The sequence below is a fragment of the Caulobacter sp. GW821-FHT11E10 genome (genome assembly GCF_058808375.1).
Window position 1 is genome coordinate 624,368 of sequence record NZ_JBXARP010000001.1, and the last position, 15,359, is coordinate 639,726.

Here is a 15,359-nt window from a genome sequence, read left to right on the forward strand (position 1 = left end):
AGCGGGCCTCGAAGGACGCAGGGCGGTCCGGCCTGGAGCATCCAGGATTGGCGCCCCGAGAAGCGTTCGGATTGGCGCCTATCTCGGGGAATTTCTTCCTCCCATCTGCACGCTGCTGACAGAATCCGGTCGCCGATCCGCAAGTTTCGGGCGGCGACGCGGCCGGACGCGGCGTAAGGCGCAACGTCGCCGTCCCGGGGAGGATTTATGAGCTCGACCATTCGCCGCGCCGCACTGATCGCGGCCGCCCTAGTCGCCCTGGCCACGCCGGCGTTCGCCACCACCGACAGCGCTCCACGCCAGAGCATGGACGACGCCTGGTGGACCGGGCCGCTGCTGGCCTCGGGGGCGGGGACCCTGCCCAAGGGCCACATCCTGTTCGAGCCCTATCTCTACGACGCCAAGCCGTACGGAAGCTTCGACGCCGACGGCAAGCGCCACAGCGCGCCGGACGCCGACAACATCGGCTCGTCGGCCTACATGCTGTACGGCGTCACCGACACCCTGACGGCCGGCTTCATCCCGCACCTGGGCTACAAGCGGGCCGGCGGGCGCTGGAGCCAGGGGCTGGGGATCGGCGACCTGACCGCCCAGGCCCAGTACCGCCTGCACCAGTACAAGGAGGGCGGCCGCGTCCCGACCATCTCGGTGATGATCCAGGAGAACCTGCCGATCGGCCGCCACGACAATCTGGACGACCGGCCCAATGACGGCTTCGGCAGCGGGGCGTACGCCACCACCGTGGGCGTCAACACCCAGCACTATTTCTGGGCCCCGAACGGCCGGATCATCCGGGGACGGCTGAACTTCCAGTACACCCGCTCGGACAACGCCAAGGTGCGCGGCGCCAGCGTCTACGGCACGCCCAAGGGCTTCACGGGCAAGGCCCAGCCGGGCGACAGCTTCCTGGTCGACCTGGCCTTCGAGTACAGCATCACCCGAAACTGGGTCGCGGCCATGGACATCGGCTGGCAGCGTGACGACTCCACCAAGGTCACGGGCCTGCTGAACGGCGCCAGCTTCGAGCGGCGCTATCCGATCAGCAAGGCGCTGATCCTGGCCCCGGCGGTCGAGTACAACTTCAACAGCCGCGTGGGCGTTATCGTCGGGGCGCGGATCGTGCCGGCGGGACGCAACACCACGGCCTCGTTCACGCCGGCGATCGCGGTGAACTACGTGCGGTGATCGCCCACGTGAAGGACGCGGAAGCGACCGGGTTCAGCGGGATCCCGGTCGACGACCTGCACCGGCGGCCAGGTCCCTTGCCAGAGGTTGGCGCCGGGCGGGCGTGAGAAGCCGATCCGTCCGCGCGCGCCCTCGACCTCGACCGTCGGCCAGGCCGTCGCGATGCGGGTCCGGTCCGGGCCGCGGGACCGCAGAAGCTCGGCGAGGACGAGGATCGTGTCATAGCCCTCGAAGGCGACGAACGACGGCGCCGTCGCCAACCGCGCGCGCAGAGCCGCCTCGACCCGCGTCCCGAGCGGCCCAAAGCTCTCGGGCAGGTAGCGCAGGAACGGGATCCTGGCGCCCTCATCGCCCAGCAGCGCCGACCATTCGGTCAATTCGGGCTGTCCGGCCGGCGCGCCGATCAGCATGCCGGCAAGGCGCGCATCGCGGCGGACGGCCCGGACGATCGAGACCGCCGGCTCGGGATGACCGACCAGCAGCAGCAGGGCGCTCGCGCCGCTCTCCGCCAGCGCGTCACAGAGCGGCGCCGGATCGAGCGCCCGGGTGTCCAGTTCGAGGACGTCCCCGCCGCGTGGCGCGAGGTGGTCTCGCAGGATACGGACGCCGGAGGCCCAGTAGATGCTGGGCGCGACAGCCGCCGCGATCCGCTGATGACCGGCGCCGAGCAGGAAGTCCGCATAGATCCGCCAGCCGAGCGACTGTGGCGGCGGAAGGCGCGCGACCCAGTCCGAGGGCTGGTCGACCAGCGCGTCGATGACCGCCGATGAACAGAGGAACGGCACGCGCAAGGCGTCGGCGCGGGCGGCGACCGCCCGGGCGACGACGCTGTGATACTCCCCGGCCAGGGCGACGACGCCCAGGGCGGCCAGCTCGTCCACGGCCGCCTCGGCTTTCCCGGGATCGGCGGCGGTGTCCCGGACCAGCAGTTCGAGCGGCCTGCCGTCGATCCCGCCCGCCTCATTGACCTCGCTAACGGCCAGCTCAAGCCCCGCCAGCAGGTGGCGGCCCGCCTCGATCCAGCCGGGCGGCGACAGCGGCGCCAGGGCCCCGATGCGGATCGCCGAGGTTTCTGCGGGTTCAGTTTCGGGCGTCGGCGTCATGCGGTCGAGCTCTCCGGGCTAGAGCGCCCAAGACGCAGATAGCGGCGCGCCCTTGATCCTCAACCCCCGATCCGCCCAAACTCCGCTTCATGGCCGGAAACCCGCTTCGCACGCTCGATTCCTTTGAACTCCTGAAGCTGGGCAAGGCTTCGGTGACGGTCGGCGGGCTGACGGCGGGGGTGCTGATCGTCGTGGCGGCGATCTTCGCCTCGCGCCTGACCTCGGCGGGTCTGCGCAAGCTGCGCGAGAGGGCGGCCGGCAACGCCGCCTCGCTGTACATCGTCGAGAAGGTCGCCTCGTACGGCCTTGTGATCATCGGGGTGATGGCGGGCCTGTCGACCATGGGCGTCGACCTGACCTCGCTGACCGTCTTCGCCGGCGCCCTGGGCGTCGGTGTGGGTCTGGGCCTGCAGGGCATCATCAAGGACTTCGCGTCCGGGGTCAGCCTGGTGTTCGAGCGGCTGGTGGCGGTCGGCGACTTCGTCGAACTGCCCAATGGCGGCCGGGGCGTGGTCCACGAGATCGGCCCGCGCGCCACCCGCATCCGCACCAACGACAGCACTGATGTCATCGTGCCCAACTCGGTGCTCGTGAACGACCAGGTGATCAACTGGACCCTGCGCAACACCAACCGCCGCATCCGGGTCCCCTTCGTCACCGCCTTCAGCGCCGACAAGGACAGGGTGCGCGAGGCGGTGCTGAAGGCCGCCAAGGGCGCGCCGTTCACCTCGCCCGACGACGCCACGCGCAGGGCCCAGGTCTGGCTGGTCGGCTATGGCGAGAGCGCGTTGAAGTTCGAGCTGATCGTCTGGCCGACCGTCGAGGCCGTGCGCCGTCCTGCGGCGATCTTCGCGGCCTATACCTGGCTGATCGACGACGCCCTGCGCGGGGCGGGCATCGAGATCCCCTATCCGCAGCGCGACATCCGCGTGCGCGGCCTGTTCGGTGAGGAGGGCGAGGACGCCCTGACCAGCCTCAAGCTCGAACCCGCCGCGCGTCGCCGCAAGGCCGCCAAGGCGGTCAAGGCCGGCTCCAGCAACGACGCCGCCGCCGACCTCGAGCGCGAGGATCCGGAGGAACTGCCCAAGCCGCCCCCCGCGCCGCCGGTCAAGAGCTGAGTTCAAAGCCCATCTCCCCGCTTTCCTGGGCCTTGTGCCCAGGACCCATGTCCGCGGCCAGCTGGTAGTTTCAGGGTTTGCGCTGCGGCGAGGCCAGGGACCCGATCTTGGCGCGATTGAACCTGAACGATGGGTCCTGGGCACAAGGCCCAGGAAGGCAATGGGTAGGGGCGGCGCCCACTCCTGCTGACCTTAGCGTCAGCCTTGACCTCTATACCGCGCCGCCGCATGCTCTTCGCAATTGCGAAATGACCTCCCTCGATGGAGGCAGCGGGGAGTGACCGGCATGAAGACGCCGCGCGGCTTTTTCAAACCTTTGGCCATCGGCGCGCCGACGCCCTATCGCGAGCTGCCCGCCCGCGTGGAGCGGATGATCCACTTCGTGCCGCCGCACCTGGAGAAGGTCCGCGCCAAGGTCCCCGAGATCGCCCCGACCGTCGACGTGATCCTGGCCAATCTGGAGGACGCCATCCCCGCCGACGCCAAGGGGGCGGCCCTGGCCGGGCTGGTGGCGATGTCGCGCGAGGTCGACTTCAAGGCCCTGGGCGTTGGCTTCTGGACGCGGATCAACTGCCTGAACTCGCCCTGGCACCTGGATGAGGTCGCCACGATCGTCGAGAAGGCCGGCGACAAGATCGACGTGATCATGGTCCCCAAGGTCGAGGGGCCGTGGGACATCTTCTACATGGACCAGCTCCTGGCCTCGCTGGAGGCCAAGCACGGCGTCACCCGGCCCATCCTGCTGCACGCCATCCTGGAGACGGCCGAGGGCGTGATGAACGTCGAGGCCATCGCCGCGGCCAGCCCGCGCATGCAGGGGATTTCGCTGGGCCCGGCCGATCTCGCCGCCAGCCGGGCGATGAAGACGACGCGCGTGGGCGGTGGTCATCCCGGCTACCGGGTCATCGAGGATCCGCAAGCGGACGGCTCGCCCCGCGCCTCGGTGCAGCAGGATCTCTGGCACTACACCTTCGCCAAGATGGTCGACGCCTGCGCCGCCCATGGCATCAAGCCGTTCTACGGTCCGTTCGGGGCGATCGACGACCCGGTCGCCTGCGAGCAGCAGTTCCGCAACGCCTTCCTGATGGGCTGCGCCGGCGCCTGGAGCCTGCACCCCAGCCAGATCGCCATCGCCAAGGCGGTGTTCAGCCCGGCCCCGGACGAGGTCGCCTTCGCCAGGAAGATCCTGGACGCCATGCCCGACGGCACGGGCGTGGCGATGATCGACGGCAAGATGCAGGACGACGCCACCTGGAAACAGGCCAAGGTGATGGTCGACTGCGCGCGCCAGATCGCCGGCAAGGACGCGGAGTACAAGGCGCTGTACGGGTTCTAGGGCGTGAAGATGCTCCCCCGCGATGCGGGGGAGCTGTCGCGGAGCGACTGAGGGGGCAAATGCGGCGTTCGCCGAGCTAGCCCCCTCCGGCCCTCTGGGCCACCTCCCCCGCATCGCGGGGGAGGATCTAAAAGCTCAGTTCCCCGCCACCGTCGTCACCACCCGCACGCCGGCGCTCAGCAGCTTGTGGATCGGGCACTTCTCGGCGATCTGGAACAGGCGCTCGCGCTGTTCGTCGGAGAGGTCGCCCTCGATGCTGATCACCCGCTCGAAGCGGTCGTGCGGCGTCTGGTCGGCGTCGAAGTGGTGGAAGACCTCGACGTGCATCGCCGAAATGTCCCAGTGCTTCTGGTTGGCGTAGAGCCGCAGGGTCATGCTGGTGCAGGCCGCTAGGCCGGCGGCGACCAGCTCGTGCGGATCGGGACCCAGGTCCAGCCCGCCTTGCGCCACCGAGACGTCGGCGACGATCGTCGACGGGCCCGCCGTGACGAAGGTCTGCAGGCCGCCGTGGCCGCTGTCGTCGGCGGTGGCGAACGGACGGGTGACGGCGGCTTCGGTCATGGGGAGGTCCTTTGGAACGGTCGGCGGAAGCTGGCCTCTCCCAGGCCAAGGTTCAAGGCCGCGCTTGTACGATCGGCGCCAGCCGGAAGTCCGGCTCGTGGTCCGGCCCCAGGGTGATCGAGGCCTTGGGCAGCACCGGCCGCTCGCCCGCCATGGCGATCTCGAACCGGGCCAGCAGGCTGGCCAGGATGATCTGCGCCTCGGCCATGGCGAAGCCCGCCCCGATGCACACGCGCGGGCCGATGCCGAACGGAATGAAGGCCTCGTTGCCCCACGGGTGGGTCTGGTCGATGAAGCGCTCGGGTCGGAACGTCGTCGGGGCGTCCCACAGCTTGCGGTGCCGATGCATGACCCACGGGCTGATGGTGATCATGCAGCCCGCGACGACCTCGCAGCCCAGCACCTCGTCGGGCGCGATGGCCTGGCGGGCGATCATCGGGGCCGAGGGATAAAGCCGCAGGGTCTCGAACAGCACCGAGCGCAGCAGCGGCCAGGCCTTGAGGTCGTCGAGGCCGGCGACCTGTTCCGGCGGGAAGGCCTGGACCTCGGCGCGGACGCGGCCTTGCGTCTCTGGATCCAGGGCCAGCAGATAGGCCGCCCAGAACAGCAGGCGCGACGTCGTCTCGAACCCCGCCGCCAGCATCGAGCTGCACTGGTCGCGGATCTCCTGGTCGGGCAGCGGCGCGCCGGTTTCGTCGCGGGCGGCCAGCAGCTTGTCCAGCAGGTCGCGCACCTCGTCATGCGGATGCGCGCGCCGCTCCTCGATCAGGGCGTCGACCGCCGCGAACCAGCGCTTGCCCAGCCGCCGCCGCTCGCCGTCCATGAACAGCAGGTCGTCGGCGCCCTTGGCGACGAAGTCCATCAGGTTGAAGTGGGCCGGTCCTTCCATGTAGCGCCGCGCCAGATCGGCCAGGACCGCTCCTTCGGCATCCGCGCGACGCGAGAACAGGGCGCGCAGCACGGCGTCCAGGGTCGAGCGGTGGAAGGCTTGGGCCAGGTTGGCGTGGCTCCGGCCCTCCAGCGTCTCGACCAGGCCCGCGCCGGCGGCGACGAAGTGGGGCAAGAGGCCTCCCGTGGCGGCGGGCGTGAAGACCGGCGCCAGGCTCTTGCGCTGGCGCCGCCAGGTTTCGCCCTCGGACATCAGCACGCCTTCGCCGACCAGAGGCTTCAGCGAGCGAGCGGCCTTCACGGGGCGCTGGTACTTGGGCGAGGTCAGGATATGGCGGGCGCTGGCCGGGTCGTTCACGAACAGGCCGGGCTGGCCCATGAAGACGTACGGCGTGGCGAGGCTCTCGAAGTCGTCCTCGCAATAGGCCCCGATCAGGCTGCGGCCCATCTCCAGGGCGACGCGCAGCTGGCCCAGCCGGGTGACGCCCAGCGGGCGAGGGTGGACCTTGGGGGCAGGGGGGATCAGCGGCGCGGGGCGGACGGCGTCTAGCGTGTCCATGGAGCGGCGGCCTTCCGGTAAGCGGAGCCCGTTTTGGACTCCATCCGGAAGCAGAGGCTAAGACCGCTCAGGTAGCGACGCAATAATTCATCGCGTACGGAATTTACTTAAGCAGCGACGGCCCGGTGAGCCATGACGTCGAAGACGCGCTGCGAACCGCGCCAGACTTCCACGAAGTCGCAGCGGTGATGCATGTCGAGAAGTTCGAAGGCTCTCAGGCGCGCGGCGTGATCGTCGGCGCACGGCGTGACGTCGAAGCGCGGAACCGCGCCATCGGACTCGACACAGAAAAAGGTGAACACCTGCATGGGAACTGTATGCTCTCATCAGGCGGGGCCGCGCACATTCGATGGCGGAGGCCGCAGGGGCGCAGGTCGTCTTCCGCGACTGCTACAAAACAACGTAGGACTCTTTGTCGCGATTCACCAGAGCAGAGAGTCTCTTTTCGAGACTCACCTGTTGATCGCCACATCTGACCCTGTGGATAAAACACGTCGGATTCAGGGCGGTTCCCCGCCGGAATCTCGCCTCTTTCCCTCGACGGATTCCGCCACTAGGTTCGCACCCTTTCATCAACGGCGACGTTTAAGACTCCATGGCGGCCCATTATCTCGATTTCGAACGCCCAATCGCTGACCTGGAAAGCAAAATCGAAGAGCTGAGCAGGCTCTCCGAGACCGCTGGCGCGGGTGCGTTCGACGCCGAGATCCAAGCCCTGCGCGACCGGGCCCAGGAGCTCCGCAAGGAGGCCTACGGCAATCTCGACGCCTGGCAGAAGACCATGGTCGCCCGGCACCCCCAGCGACCCCACCTGCGCGATTATGTCGCAGGCCTGATCGACGAGTTCGTGGAGCTGCGCGGCGACCGCAAATTCGCCGACGACCAGGCCATCGTCGGGGGCCTTGGTCGCTTCCGCGGCCAGCCGGTCGTGGTCATGGGCCATGAGAAGGGTCACGACACCACCACGCGCCTGAAGCACAACTTCGGTATGGCCCGCCCCGAGGGCTACCGTAAGGCCGTCCGCCTGATGGACATGGCCGAGCGCTTCAACCTGCCGGTCCTGACCTTCGTCGACACCGCCGGCGCCTATCCGGGCCTGGGCGCCGAGGAGCGCGGCCAGGCCGAGGCCATCGCCCGCTCGACGGAACGCTGCCTCACCCTGGGCACCCCGATGATCGCCACCATCGTCGGCGAGGGCGGCTCCGGCGGGGCCATCGCCCTGGCCGGCGCCAACAAGGTGCTGATCCTCGAGCACTCGATCTATTCGGTGATCTCGCCGGAAGGCGCGGCCTCGATCCTGTGGCGCGACGGCGCCCGGGCCAAGGACGCGGCGACCCAGATGCGCATCACCGCCCAGGACCTGATCAAGCTGGGCATCGTCGATCGCATCATCGAAGAGCCCGCCGGCGGCGCCCACTCCGACACCGACACGGCGATCCAGGCCGTGGGCGACGCGGTCGAGGACGAGCTGAAGGCCATGGCCGCGATGAGCGCCGCCGAGCTGAAGACGCAACGCGCGGAGCGCTTCTACGCCATCGGCCGCGCGGGCCTGCAGTAGGGTCTTCCGTCCAGGTTTTTCCCACTCGCGGACGTCACAACGGCGGCGTCAGCCTCGTCCTGTTCCCGAAGGGCCGATCCCGGCCCCAAGTCACGGAGCAAGACCATGGGCGACACCGCCGCCTTCCGCCACGACCTGAACGTTCCCGAGATCTACAAGGCCTTCATCGCCGCCGAAGGCGCGGTGGTCGCCGCCGGCCTGCCGGCCAGCCTGCGCCACCTGGTCAAGCTGCGCGCCTCGCAGCTGAACGACTGCGCCTTCTGCGTGAAGATGCACGCCAAGGAGGCCCGCGAGGACGGCGAGACCAATGAGCGCCTGGACCGCCTGGTGGTCTGGCGCCATGTCAGCGACTTCACCGCCGCCGAAAAGGCCGCCCTGGCCTGGACCGAAGCCCTGACCCAGCTGCCGACCCACGCCGACCTCGCCCCGCTGCGCGCCGCCCTGCGCGACCATTTCGACGACGTCCAGGCCAGCGCCCTGACCGGCTGCATCGGCATGATCAACCTCTGGAACCGCCTGGGCGTCTCGGGGCACTAGGGCTGGTCGGCCGATACCCGAGAGTCCAATTTCTCCCGCCTTCCTGGGCCTTGTGCCCAGGACCCATTGTTCAGCGGGCATTGAGCTGGGGCCGTGACCTTGGTCGCGCCGCCTCGCCGAACCGGGAGTGGTCGAGCCCGCCGCCTGCATGGGTCCTGGGCACAAGGCCCAGGAAGGCGGGGATAGCTTGATGGGGGATGACGGTCGTCTCTACCCAACTAGCCTTCGGCGGCGGACACGCTAGGGTGGAGCGTCCTGGTGGAGCTTGCCCGATGATCCGTTTCCTCGCCGTCGCGACCGTGCTTCTGGCGCTGGCCGCGCCCGCCGCCCATGCGCAGAAGCGGTCCCTGTCGCCCCTGGAGCGCTGCGACCGCGCCGGCGGCGGCTATCTGGAGATGCTGAGCTGCATCGCGATCCATGCCGACAAGCAGGACGTTCGCCTGAACCGCGCCTACAAGGCGGCGATGTCGCGCCTGCCGACGCCGCGCGAAAAGACCGCCCTGCGCGGCGCCCAACGCGCCTGGATCAAGGATCGCGACGCCGAGTGCCGCGCCTATCTGGACGAGAAGGAATACGGACGCCAGGGCGGTCTCGAGGCCCAGAACTGCATCTATGATCGGACCCGCGATCGCGCCGACGAGCTGGAGCGCATGGCCCGCCCGCGCCGGCCGCGATAGGCGCTTGCCTGACCTAACGGCGGCCTCTTCATAGTCTCCCGAAACCAGAGGGAGCGAGCAGGCCATGGCGATCAAGACCCGGTTTACCGAGATGTTCGGCGTCGAGCATCCGATCGCCCAGGGCGGCATGCAGTGGGTCGGCAAGGCCGAGCTGGTCAGCGCCGTCGCCAACGCCGGGGCCCTCGGCTTCCTGACCGCCCTGACCCAGCCGACGCCGGAGGCCCTGGCCAAGGAGATCGCCCGCACCCGCGAGATGACCGACAAGCCGTTCGGGGTGAACCTGACCATCCTGCCGGCCATGACCCCGCCGCCCTATGCCGAGTACCGGGCCGCGATCATCGAGAGCGGGATCAAGATCGTCGAGACCGCCGGCTACAAGCCCCAGGAGCATGTCGACGACCTCAAGGCCCACGGGGTCAAGGTCATCCACAAGTGCACCGCCGTCCGCCACGCCCTCAGCGCCGAGCGGATGGGCGTCGACGCCATCAGCATCGACGGCTTCGAGTGCGCCGGCCATCCGGGCGAGGACGACATCCCCGGCCTGATCCTGATCCCCGTCGCCGCCGAGAAGGTGAAGATCCCGATGATCGCCTCGGGCGGCTTCGGCGACGCCCGCGGCCTGGTCGCGGCCCTGGCCCTGGGCGCCGACGGCGTCAACATGGGCACCCGCTTCTGCGCCACCCAGGAGGCGCCGATCCACGACAACTTCAAGCAACAGATGGTCGCCAACGACGAGCGCGCCACCGACCTGATCTTCCGCACCCTGCACAACACCGCCCGGGTGGCCCGCAACGCCATCAGCCAGCAGGTGGTGGCCATCGAGCGGGCCGGCGGCGCCAAGTTCGAGGACGTCGCCCATCTGGTGAAGGGCGTGCGCGGCCGCGAGGGCCTGGAGTCCGGCGACACCGACCACGGCGTCTGGAGCGCCGGCATGGTCCAGGGCCTGATCCACGACGTCCCGACGGTGAAAGAGCTGATCGACCGCATCATGAGCGAGGCCGAGGCGCTGATCCGCCAGCGGCTGGCGGGGATGGTCTCGTAAGGCCCAGCCACGCCTCCGCCCCCTCACGCGGCTCGCCGCTGAAGTCATGGAAAGGGTCGCGGAGCGCCGGGCCACGCCCGGTGTAGGGTAAAGAGTACCGTTTCGACGAAGCCAGGCGCTCCGCGCGACCGTTATCCGGAAGCGTGGCGGCCCGACGCTGTTCGCGCCTGGACGCCGTTGAAGCCTCCGACGGGCGGGCCAGGCCGCGAAGCCTGCTCCCGGATGTCCGGGTTTCCCCGAACCTGTCGCCTCATCGGGCCTCGTCCAACGTCGTTTCTGTGTTCCAGGGTCGACTACCTCAGGATGGACGAAGTTGCGGAGTCGCCTCCGCGCCGACGAGCGCGCCCGCTCGATCGCCCCCCGCCGCCGCGATCGGTCGCTGGCCAATGCGCCCCTTTCCCGCGACGAGGTGGAGAGACTGTACCGCGGGTTTCAGGACCGGGGACACGAAGCGCTCTATCCCCTTCAAATCCCCATCAAAAACCTCGTCATCCCGGGTCGGCGCGGCGCGGCTGTCCCCGGGTCCCGGGTCGGCAAGCCGCTCGGGATGGCGAGGCTTCTGGGGCGATTTGCAGTGAAATCGCTCAACCTCTCAGGCTCGCGGGCGAGTCCTCGCGGTCGGAAGGGGAGGTTGCTCTATCCCCGGTCCCGTCGCGGATTGGCGCGCTACAGTTTCACCCGGAAGTGGAAGGCGTCCACCGCCAGCCCCTCGCGGAAATAGAAGGCGTGGGCGCGTTCGCGGACGACGTTGGAGATCAGCTCCAGATGCCCGCAGCCCTGCCGCCGGCCCTCGTCCTTCAGCCAGTCCAGCAGCGCCTTGCCGTGGCCCTTCGAGCGCCCGTCCGGGTCCGAGACCAGGTCGTCGACGCTCAGGAACCGGCCGCAATACAGCATGTCCAGCACCCGCCACCCGGCCACGGCCCTGACCGCCCCGTCCTCGACCACGGCGCTGAGCCGATAGCCGTCCGAGGCCATCAGCTGGCGGATCCGCGCGACATAGGTCTCGCGGGCGAGGGCGGGGCGCAGGTGGGCCATGACCTCGAACGTGGCGAGGATCTCGGCGTCGGTGGCGGGGTGGTGGATCATGGGGCCAATAGGCACAAATCAAGCTGATTCCACACTCGTCGGTTGGGCATCTTTGCGCTAGAGAAAGATCTGGCGGAGCCTCCGGGAAGCGTGGTCGGTGGACTCATATTTGGAACTTGCCGAAAGGGTCCTGACCGTCGTGCGTCGGCCTCTGACGCCCCGGCAGATTTTGAAGATCGCGTATGAGCGCGATGAAGTCCCGCAATCTCTGTATGGTAGAACTCAACACAAGACTCTCGGCGCGCGTCTAAGTGTTGATATCGTTCGCCGTCGTGAGCGCAGCGATTTCTTTCGAACTAAACCTGGGCATTTCTTTCTATCCAAGTTTATTCGGGATCCCGCAATAGACGCTAAATATAAGGTGCCGATGATAGCGCGTAGACGCGCGCGCGACCTGTTTCGAGATCCGGTGTTGGCGCTCGATATTAATCGGGATGAGGTTCTCGACGACGGGCGGGTGCCAAACGAGCAGATTCGTAGATCTATCAAGCTTGGTAAGTATTCCTATGTAGGGCAAGGCGGTTATTCGCGGAACGAATTTCCTCTTGTTTGGTCTTTTGTAGTTTTTACTAAGGGCGACTGTGCGTTGTCCTATAGGCTTGGCCGATATCGAGAAGATCGAGATGTCTTTTCGCTGAAGCGTTCGATTGGATTCTATGCTGCAGTTTCGCAAAGGGACGTCAATTTATTCAATATAGATGATCTCGGGGTGATGGAAGCTGGGATCCAGGCCGTATCCATGGATCTGGATATGCCTTGGTCTGCATCGCTTTCAAAGGCGTACAGTAGTCTGGCCCAGCTTCGAAATTTCTATTTTGATCAGAGCACTGGGGACGGGGGCAGTTTGCTCAGCGTGATCCAGTTCGAGTGTCCGGAATGGTTCGAGCCCCTCGGTAAGCGCCTGGCCATTAACGACTTGAAGTGGCTTGATCTTAGCGTAAAGGTTAATCACTTGGACGATTTCGACCCATGGTCGAGAAGAGTGCTCGAGGGATGGAAGTCCTAGCGAGGGCCTGGGGGGGCGGTGAGGAAGATAAGCGGGTATCTAAGCGACAGCGAGGTTCAATACCTTTTCCGTCAACTCGTTGATCACGATCCTTCGAACAAGCGGCTTGGACTTCAGCAGCTATGCAAGTCGTGCCGCGCAGGAATTGTCCCCAGGGACATTCCTGCAATGCGGCAGGTTGTGCTTGGAGCTATTTATGATCCCGAGGCTAAGGTCCGGAGATGGGTTCTCAATGCCCTGGCCCAAATTGGAGGTAAGGAAAATATCGGAGCGATAGTTGATGCTATCGGCAGGGACGTTTCTGATCCCGACATTTTGAGCGCTGGAATTGCTGCGCTCTTCTCAATTGAGCGCTTGTCTGTTGTCGAGAAGATAATGGAAAAGCAAGGTGTCGGTCTCGAAGGCGTTGCTCTTTTGGCTGGTGCCCAGGCCTCAAAAGAGCTTGCGGAGCGAGTCCGTCTTGCTCGTGTAAACATTGATACGGCCTCGGATGCCGAACTAAGGCTGGCGCTGGTTCTGGTTGGATTGAACAAGGCTCCACCAAATACCTTTTCTATAAAGCACTCAAACGGTGAGATAGTTGGTGCCCTTAATTCGCATCACGAAAAAACCGTAGCTCAGTATTCGGTTTGGGCCATAAGTGAAAGTAGGTCCCTGAGTTTGAGTGATATGAGAATCCCTCTGACTAATATAGAATCTTTGGCGGAGAATGTGAGGGGGTGGATTTATCGTCTAATTTCTGAGCGGTCCGACACTGCAATTAAAAATCTTGAATATATTCAGCTTGGTTCTGAGGATATTAGTCGTGATGCTCGGCGTAGCTTATCAATAGGTATGGCAAAGACATACTTTGATGGCTTGGAGGAAATTACGCTGGATTGGCTCCCTCGGGAAATGGATGACGGGGTTCGTCAGCGTATATTGGAGCATATGGCTCACGCAGTTGATCGATGTGATTTGTACAGTGAACCGGTAATTCATGCCTATAAGGCGGCCGGGGCGCGGTCTCTGTTGAGGGCCAGGGTGGAAGCGGCCTCACAGAAGACGTCGCTGTATAGGAAGATAAAGCTCATAGAGTTCGAATCGGACGAGCCTGGACTATTTGGTTCGGGATCATTTATGGGGGGAAGTCCTGTGGTAAATCAAAATTTCTTCGGCAACGTCGGAAATGTAACAGGATCCGGCGACATCTATGTCCAGACGATGAAAGTCGTCGAAGGGGCCGGTGTAGATCCCAGTCTAAAGGTGATTTTGGAAAAGCTTGCCGGAGCGATAAACGCCGGTTCGATGGCGGACGCATCCAAGATAGCTGGCCAGAATCTTGTGCAGGAAGTTGCTAAGGCACCATCAAGGGGCAAATTGGAGACGCTGATTTCTTGGCTGAAGGGAGCCAAGGAAACTCTCGTCATTGCGAATGAAGCAGGGGATAGCATTGACGGTTTGGTTGAGCATCTTGGGCATTTGGCGGGTACTCTCTTTTAGCCCTACCGCCCCACCCACCTTACCGCCGCCACATCCGTATCGTCCGGCCGCGTGTTGAACGCGATCCGCGCGCCCGGCGCCAGGCGGTGCACCGTGTTCAGCACCACCTCGAACAGTCCCAGGCTCGGCGGCGGGTTCCTGATGCCGGCCCCGATCACCACCACGTCATAGACGGCGCCGGACAGCTGGGCCTCGATCTCGGCCTCGGCGATGACGGGGTCGGGCTGGACCTGGAGCATGTCGACCGCGAAGCCTCGCGCCTCCAGCGACGCCTCGGCCTGGGCCAGGCCCGCCAGGACCTTCGCGGCGGTCAGGCCCGGCGGCAGGGCGGGGTTGGCGTAGTCGACGGTGTTGACGTCCTGGCCCAGGACCAGGATCCGCGTCTGGGTGGTCATGCGCGCGTGCTCCTTCGAGGAAGCCGCGAGCTTGGGCGCGCCGGGCGGTGTCCGCAAGCCGCGGCGGGTCTAGCGGCTGATCAGGGCCCGCAGCGCCGTCCGTTCGGCCTCGGCCTGGCCGCGCTCGAAATAGGCCAGGCAGGCGCCCTCGACATTGGCGAAACGGGGCACGCCGCGAGCGCGCAGGGTCTGGTCGATGGGGGTGAGGCGCTCGATCAGCCGGGGGACATCCCCGGGGCTTTTGGTCTGCTCGCGCACCAGCCGGGCCTCGCGGCCGCTGGGGACGGTGACGTCGTAGTTCAGGCGGTGGACGGTCTCGCGGGTCTTCTCGTCCTGGGTGGTGACGCAGCCGACGCCGAGGTCGGTGGCCGCGCCCCAGGTCCAGTACTCGCGCGGCTTGCCGTCATAGAGCCAGCTGATCCCGAACGGGGTGGCGACGGCGATCTCGTCGCGGCCGGCGATCGCGCCCCAGCCGACGCCGACGGCGACGCAGGAAACGGCCAGGCCGATCAGCATGGCGCGGGTCCGGCGCGCGGCGCGGTCGGCGGCCCGGCCAAAGGCCCCCGGCAGCAGGATCGAGGGGGCGAACAGGATCAGCATGATCGGCAGCAGGGCGTCGCCGCCCTCGCGCCAGGTGATCAGCAGGTCGGGGATGGTGCGCAGCACGGCGGTGTCGCGGCGCTCGAACAGCGACTGGACGAAGAACAGTCCGGCCAGGCCCGCGACCACCAGACCGACCGTGACCAGCCCGCCGGCCAGCTTGTCGGCGAGGTTGGCGGCCAAGGGGGCTGCCAGGGGCGCGTCAGGCTCCCGGGAGTCGGTCATG

Annotated in this window: 16 protein-coding genes; 9 read left to right on the forward strand and 7 right to left on the reverse strand. The window is 66.5% G+C overall.

Features of this window, described 5'->3' with window-relative positions; genetic code table 11:
* The first annotated feature begins 207 nt into the window (after positions 1-207).
* Positions 208-1,185 carry a transporter gene (locus tag AC1RRV_RS02875; protein WP_492858053.1) on the forward strand — a complete coding sequence of 326 codons (978 nt, stop codon included), beginning with the start codon at positions 208-210 and terminating at the stop codon, positions 1,183-1,185.
* Here AC1RRV_RS02875 and AC1RRV_RS02880 read toward each other — a convergent pair.
* A complete protein-coding gene (locus AC1RRV_RS02880) occupies positions 1,173-2,288 on the reverse strand; it encodes an ABC transporter substrate-binding protein (protein ID WP_492858054.1) in 1,116 nt (371 codons plus the stop codon). The genes AC1RRV_RS02875 and AC1RRV_RS02880 overlap by 13 nt on opposite strands.
* Before the next feature lie 89 nt (positions 2,289-2,377).
* Between AC1RRV_RS02880 and AC1RRV_RS02885 the strand changes: the two genes are divergently transcribed.
* Positions 2,378-3,406, forward strand: coding sequence for a mechanosensitive ion channel family protein (locus tag AC1RRV_RS02885; RefSeq protein WP_492858055.1), 1,029 nt, complete (start codon positions 2,378-2,380; stop codon positions 3,404-3,406).
* Positions 3,407-3,683: 277 nt separating this feature from the next.
* Positions 3,684-4,742: an HpcH/HpaI aldolase/citrate lyase family protein gene (locus AC1RRV_RS02890; protein WP_492858056.1), complete on the forward strand. Its 1,059-nt coding sequence runs from the start codon at positions 3,684-3,686 to the stop codon at positions 4,740-4,742.
* A gap of 135 nt (positions 4,743-4,877) precedes the next feature.
* Here the strand turns inward: AC1RRV_RS02890 and AC1RRV_RS02895 are convergent, their stop codons facing one another.
* From AC1RRV_RS02895 to AC1RRV_RS02905, 3 genes are all read right to left on the reverse strand, one after another.
* Complete coding sequence (locus tag AC1RRV_RS02895) at positions 4,878-5,303, reverse strand: OsmC family protein (protein WP_492858057.1); 426 nt, start codon at positions 5,301-5,303, stop codon at positions 4,878-4,880.
* A 52-nt stretch (positions 5,304-5,355) separates the two neighbouring features.
* Positions 5,356-6,750, reverse strand: a complete 1,395-nt coding sequence (locus tag AC1RRV_RS02900; RefSeq protein ID WP_492858058.1) for a cytochrome P450 — start codon at positions 6,748-6,750, stop codon at positions 5,356-5,358.
* 107 nt (positions 6,751-6,857) lie between these two features.
* Positions 6,858-7,058, reverse strand: a complete 201-nt coding sequence (locus AC1RRV_RS02905; protein WP_492858059.1) for a hypothetical protein — start codon at positions 7,056-7,058, stop codon at positions 6,858-6,860.
* Positions 7,059-7,345: 287 nt separating this feature from the next.
* Between AC1RRV_RS02905 and AC1RRV_RS02910 the strand changes: the two genes are divergently transcribed.
* The 4 genes from AC1RRV_RS02910 (at position 7,346) to AC1RRV_RS02925 (ending at position 10,564) form a co-directional block, all read left to right on the forward strand.
* The gene (locus tag AC1RRV_RS02910) at positions 7,346-8,308 is read left to right on the forward strand and encodes an acetyl-CoA carboxylase carboxyltransferase subunit alpha (protein ID WP_492858060.1); all 963 of its coding nucleotides are present in this window, start codon (positions 7,346-7,348) and stop codon (positions 8,306-8,308) included.
* A gap of 105 nt (positions 8,309-8,413) precedes the next feature.
* A complete protein-coding gene (locus AC1RRV_RS02915) occupies positions 8,414-8,845 on the forward strand; it encodes a carboxymuconolactone decarboxylase family protein (RefSeq protein ID WP_492858061.1) in 432 nt (143 codons plus the stop codon).
* Between the two features lie 272 nt (positions 8,846-9,117).
* On the forward strand, positions 9,118-9,522 hold the full coding sequence (locus tag AC1RRV_RS02920) for a lysozyme inhibitor LprI family protein (RefSeq protein WP_492858062.1): 405 nt from the start codon (positions 9,118-9,120) through the stop codon (positions 9,520-9,522).
* Between the two features lie 64 nt (positions 9,523-9,586).
* The gene (locus AC1RRV_RS02925; protein WP_492858063.1) at positions 9,587-10,564 is read left to right on the forward strand and encodes an NAD(P)H-dependent flavin oxidoreductase; all 978 of its coding nucleotides are present in this window, start codon (positions 9,587-9,589) and stop codon (positions 10,562-10,564) included.
* Between the two features lie 666 nt (positions 10,565-11,230).
* Here AC1RRV_RS02925 and AC1RRV_RS02930 read toward each other — a convergent pair.
* On the reverse strand, positions 11,231-11,650 hold the full coding sequence (locus AC1RRV_RS02930; RefSeq protein WP_492858064.1) for a GNAT family N-acetyltransferase: 420 nt from the start codon (positions 11,648-11,650) through the stop codon (positions 11,231-11,233).
* Between the two features lie 109 nt (positions 11,651-11,759).
* On the opposite strand from AC1RRV_RS02930, the gene AC1RRV_RS02935 reads away from it, so the two are divergent.
* Together AC1RRV_RS02935 and AC1RRV_RS02940 are read left to right on the forward strand one after the other, a co-directional pair.
* On the forward strand, positions 11,760-12,656 hold the full coding sequence (locus tag AC1RRV_RS02935) for a hypothetical protein (protein ID WP_492858065.1): 897 nt from the start codon (positions 11,760-11,762) through the stop codon (positions 12,654-12,656).
* 168 nt (positions 12,657-12,824) lie between these two features.
* Positions 12,825-14,138, forward strand: a complete 1,314-nt coding sequence (locus AC1RRV_RS02940) for a hypothetical protein (protein WP_492858066.1) — start codon at positions 12,825-12,827, stop codon at positions 14,136-14,138.
* A gap of 2 nt (positions 14,139-14,140) precedes the next feature.
* Here AC1RRV_RS02940 and AC1RRV_RS02945 read toward each other — a convergent pair whose 3' ends face one another.
* Both AC1RRV_RS02945 and AC1RRV_RS02950 read right to left on the reverse strand, forming a co-directional pair.
* Positions 14,141-14,533: a hypothetical protein gene (locus tag AC1RRV_RS02945; protein WP_492858067.1), complete on the reverse strand. Its 393-nt coding sequence runs from the start codon at positions 14,531-14,533 to the stop codon at positions 14,141-14,143.
* 69 nt (positions 14,534-14,602) lie between these two features.
* On the reverse strand, positions 14,603-15,358 hold the full coding sequence (locus AC1RRV_RS02950) for a hypothetical protein (RefSeq protein WP_492858068.1): 756 nt from the start codon (positions 15,356-15,358) through the stop codon (positions 14,603-14,605).
* Position 15,359 lies beyond the last annotated feature (1 nt).

What these genes read in the sequence shown, in the direction of transcription:
- AC1RRV_RS02875 (WP_492858053.1), top strand. Translation starts at nt 208, where the DNA reads ATGAGCTCGACCATTCGCCGCGCCGCACTGATCGCGGCCGCCCTAGTC.
- AC1RRV_RS02880 (WP_492858054.1), bottom strand. Translation starts at nt 2,288, where the DNA reads ATGACGCCGACGCCCGAAACTGAACCCGCAGAAACCTCGGCGATCCGC.
- AC1RRV_RS02885 (WP_492858055.1), top strand. Translation starts at nt 2,378, where the DNA reads ATGGCCGGAAACCCGCTTCGCACGCTCGATTCCTTTGAACTCCTGAAG.
- AC1RRV_RS02895 (WP_492858057.1), bottom strand. Translation starts at nt 5,303, where the DNA reads ATGACCGAAGCCGCCGTCACCCGTCCGTTCGCCACCGCCGACGACAGC.
- AC1RRV_RS02900 (WP_492858058.1), bottom strand. Translation starts at nt 6,750, where the DNA reads ATGGACACGCTAGACGCCGTCCGCCCCGCGCCGCTGATCCCCCCTGCC.
- AC1RRV_RS02905 (WP_492858059.1), bottom strand. Translation starts at nt 7,058, where the DNA reads ATGCAGGTGTTCACCTTTTTCTGTGTCGAGTCCGATGGCGCGGTTCCG.
- AC1RRV_RS02910 (WP_492858060.1), top strand. Translation starts at nt 7,346, where the DNA reads ATGGCGGCCCATTATCTCGATTTCGAACGCCCAATCGCTGACCTGGAA.
- AC1RRV_RS02915 (WP_492858061.1), top strand. Translation starts at nt 8,414, where the DNA reads ATGGGCGACACCGCCGCCTTCCGCCACGACCTGAACGTTCCCGAGATC.
- AC1RRV_RS02920 (WP_492858062.1), top strand. Translation starts at nt 9,118, where the DNA reads ATGATCCGTTTCCTCGCCGTCGCGACCGTGCTTCTGGCGCTGGCCGCG.
- AC1RRV_RS02925 (WP_492858063.1), top strand. Translation starts at nt 9,587, where the DNA reads ATGGCGATCAAGACCCGGTTTACCGAGATGTTCGGCGTCGAGCATCCG.
- AC1RRV_RS02930 (WP_492858064.1), bottom strand. Translation starts at nt 11,650, where the DNA reads ATGATCCACCACCCCGCCACCGACGCCGAGATCCTCGCCACGTTCGAG.
- AC1RRV_RS02940 (WP_492858066.1), top strand. Translation starts at nt 12,825, where the DNA reads ATGCGGCAGGTTGTGCTTGGAGCTATTTATGATCCCGAGGCTAAGGTC.
- AC1RRV_RS02945 (WP_492858067.1), bottom strand. Translation starts at nt 14,533, where the DNA reads ATGACCACCCAGACGCGGATCCTGGTCCTGGGCCAGGACGTCAACACC.
- AC1RRV_RS02950 (WP_492858068.1), bottom strand. Translation starts at nt 15,358, where the DNA reads ATGACCGACTCCCGGGAGCCTGACGCGCCCCTGGCAGCCCCCTTGGCC.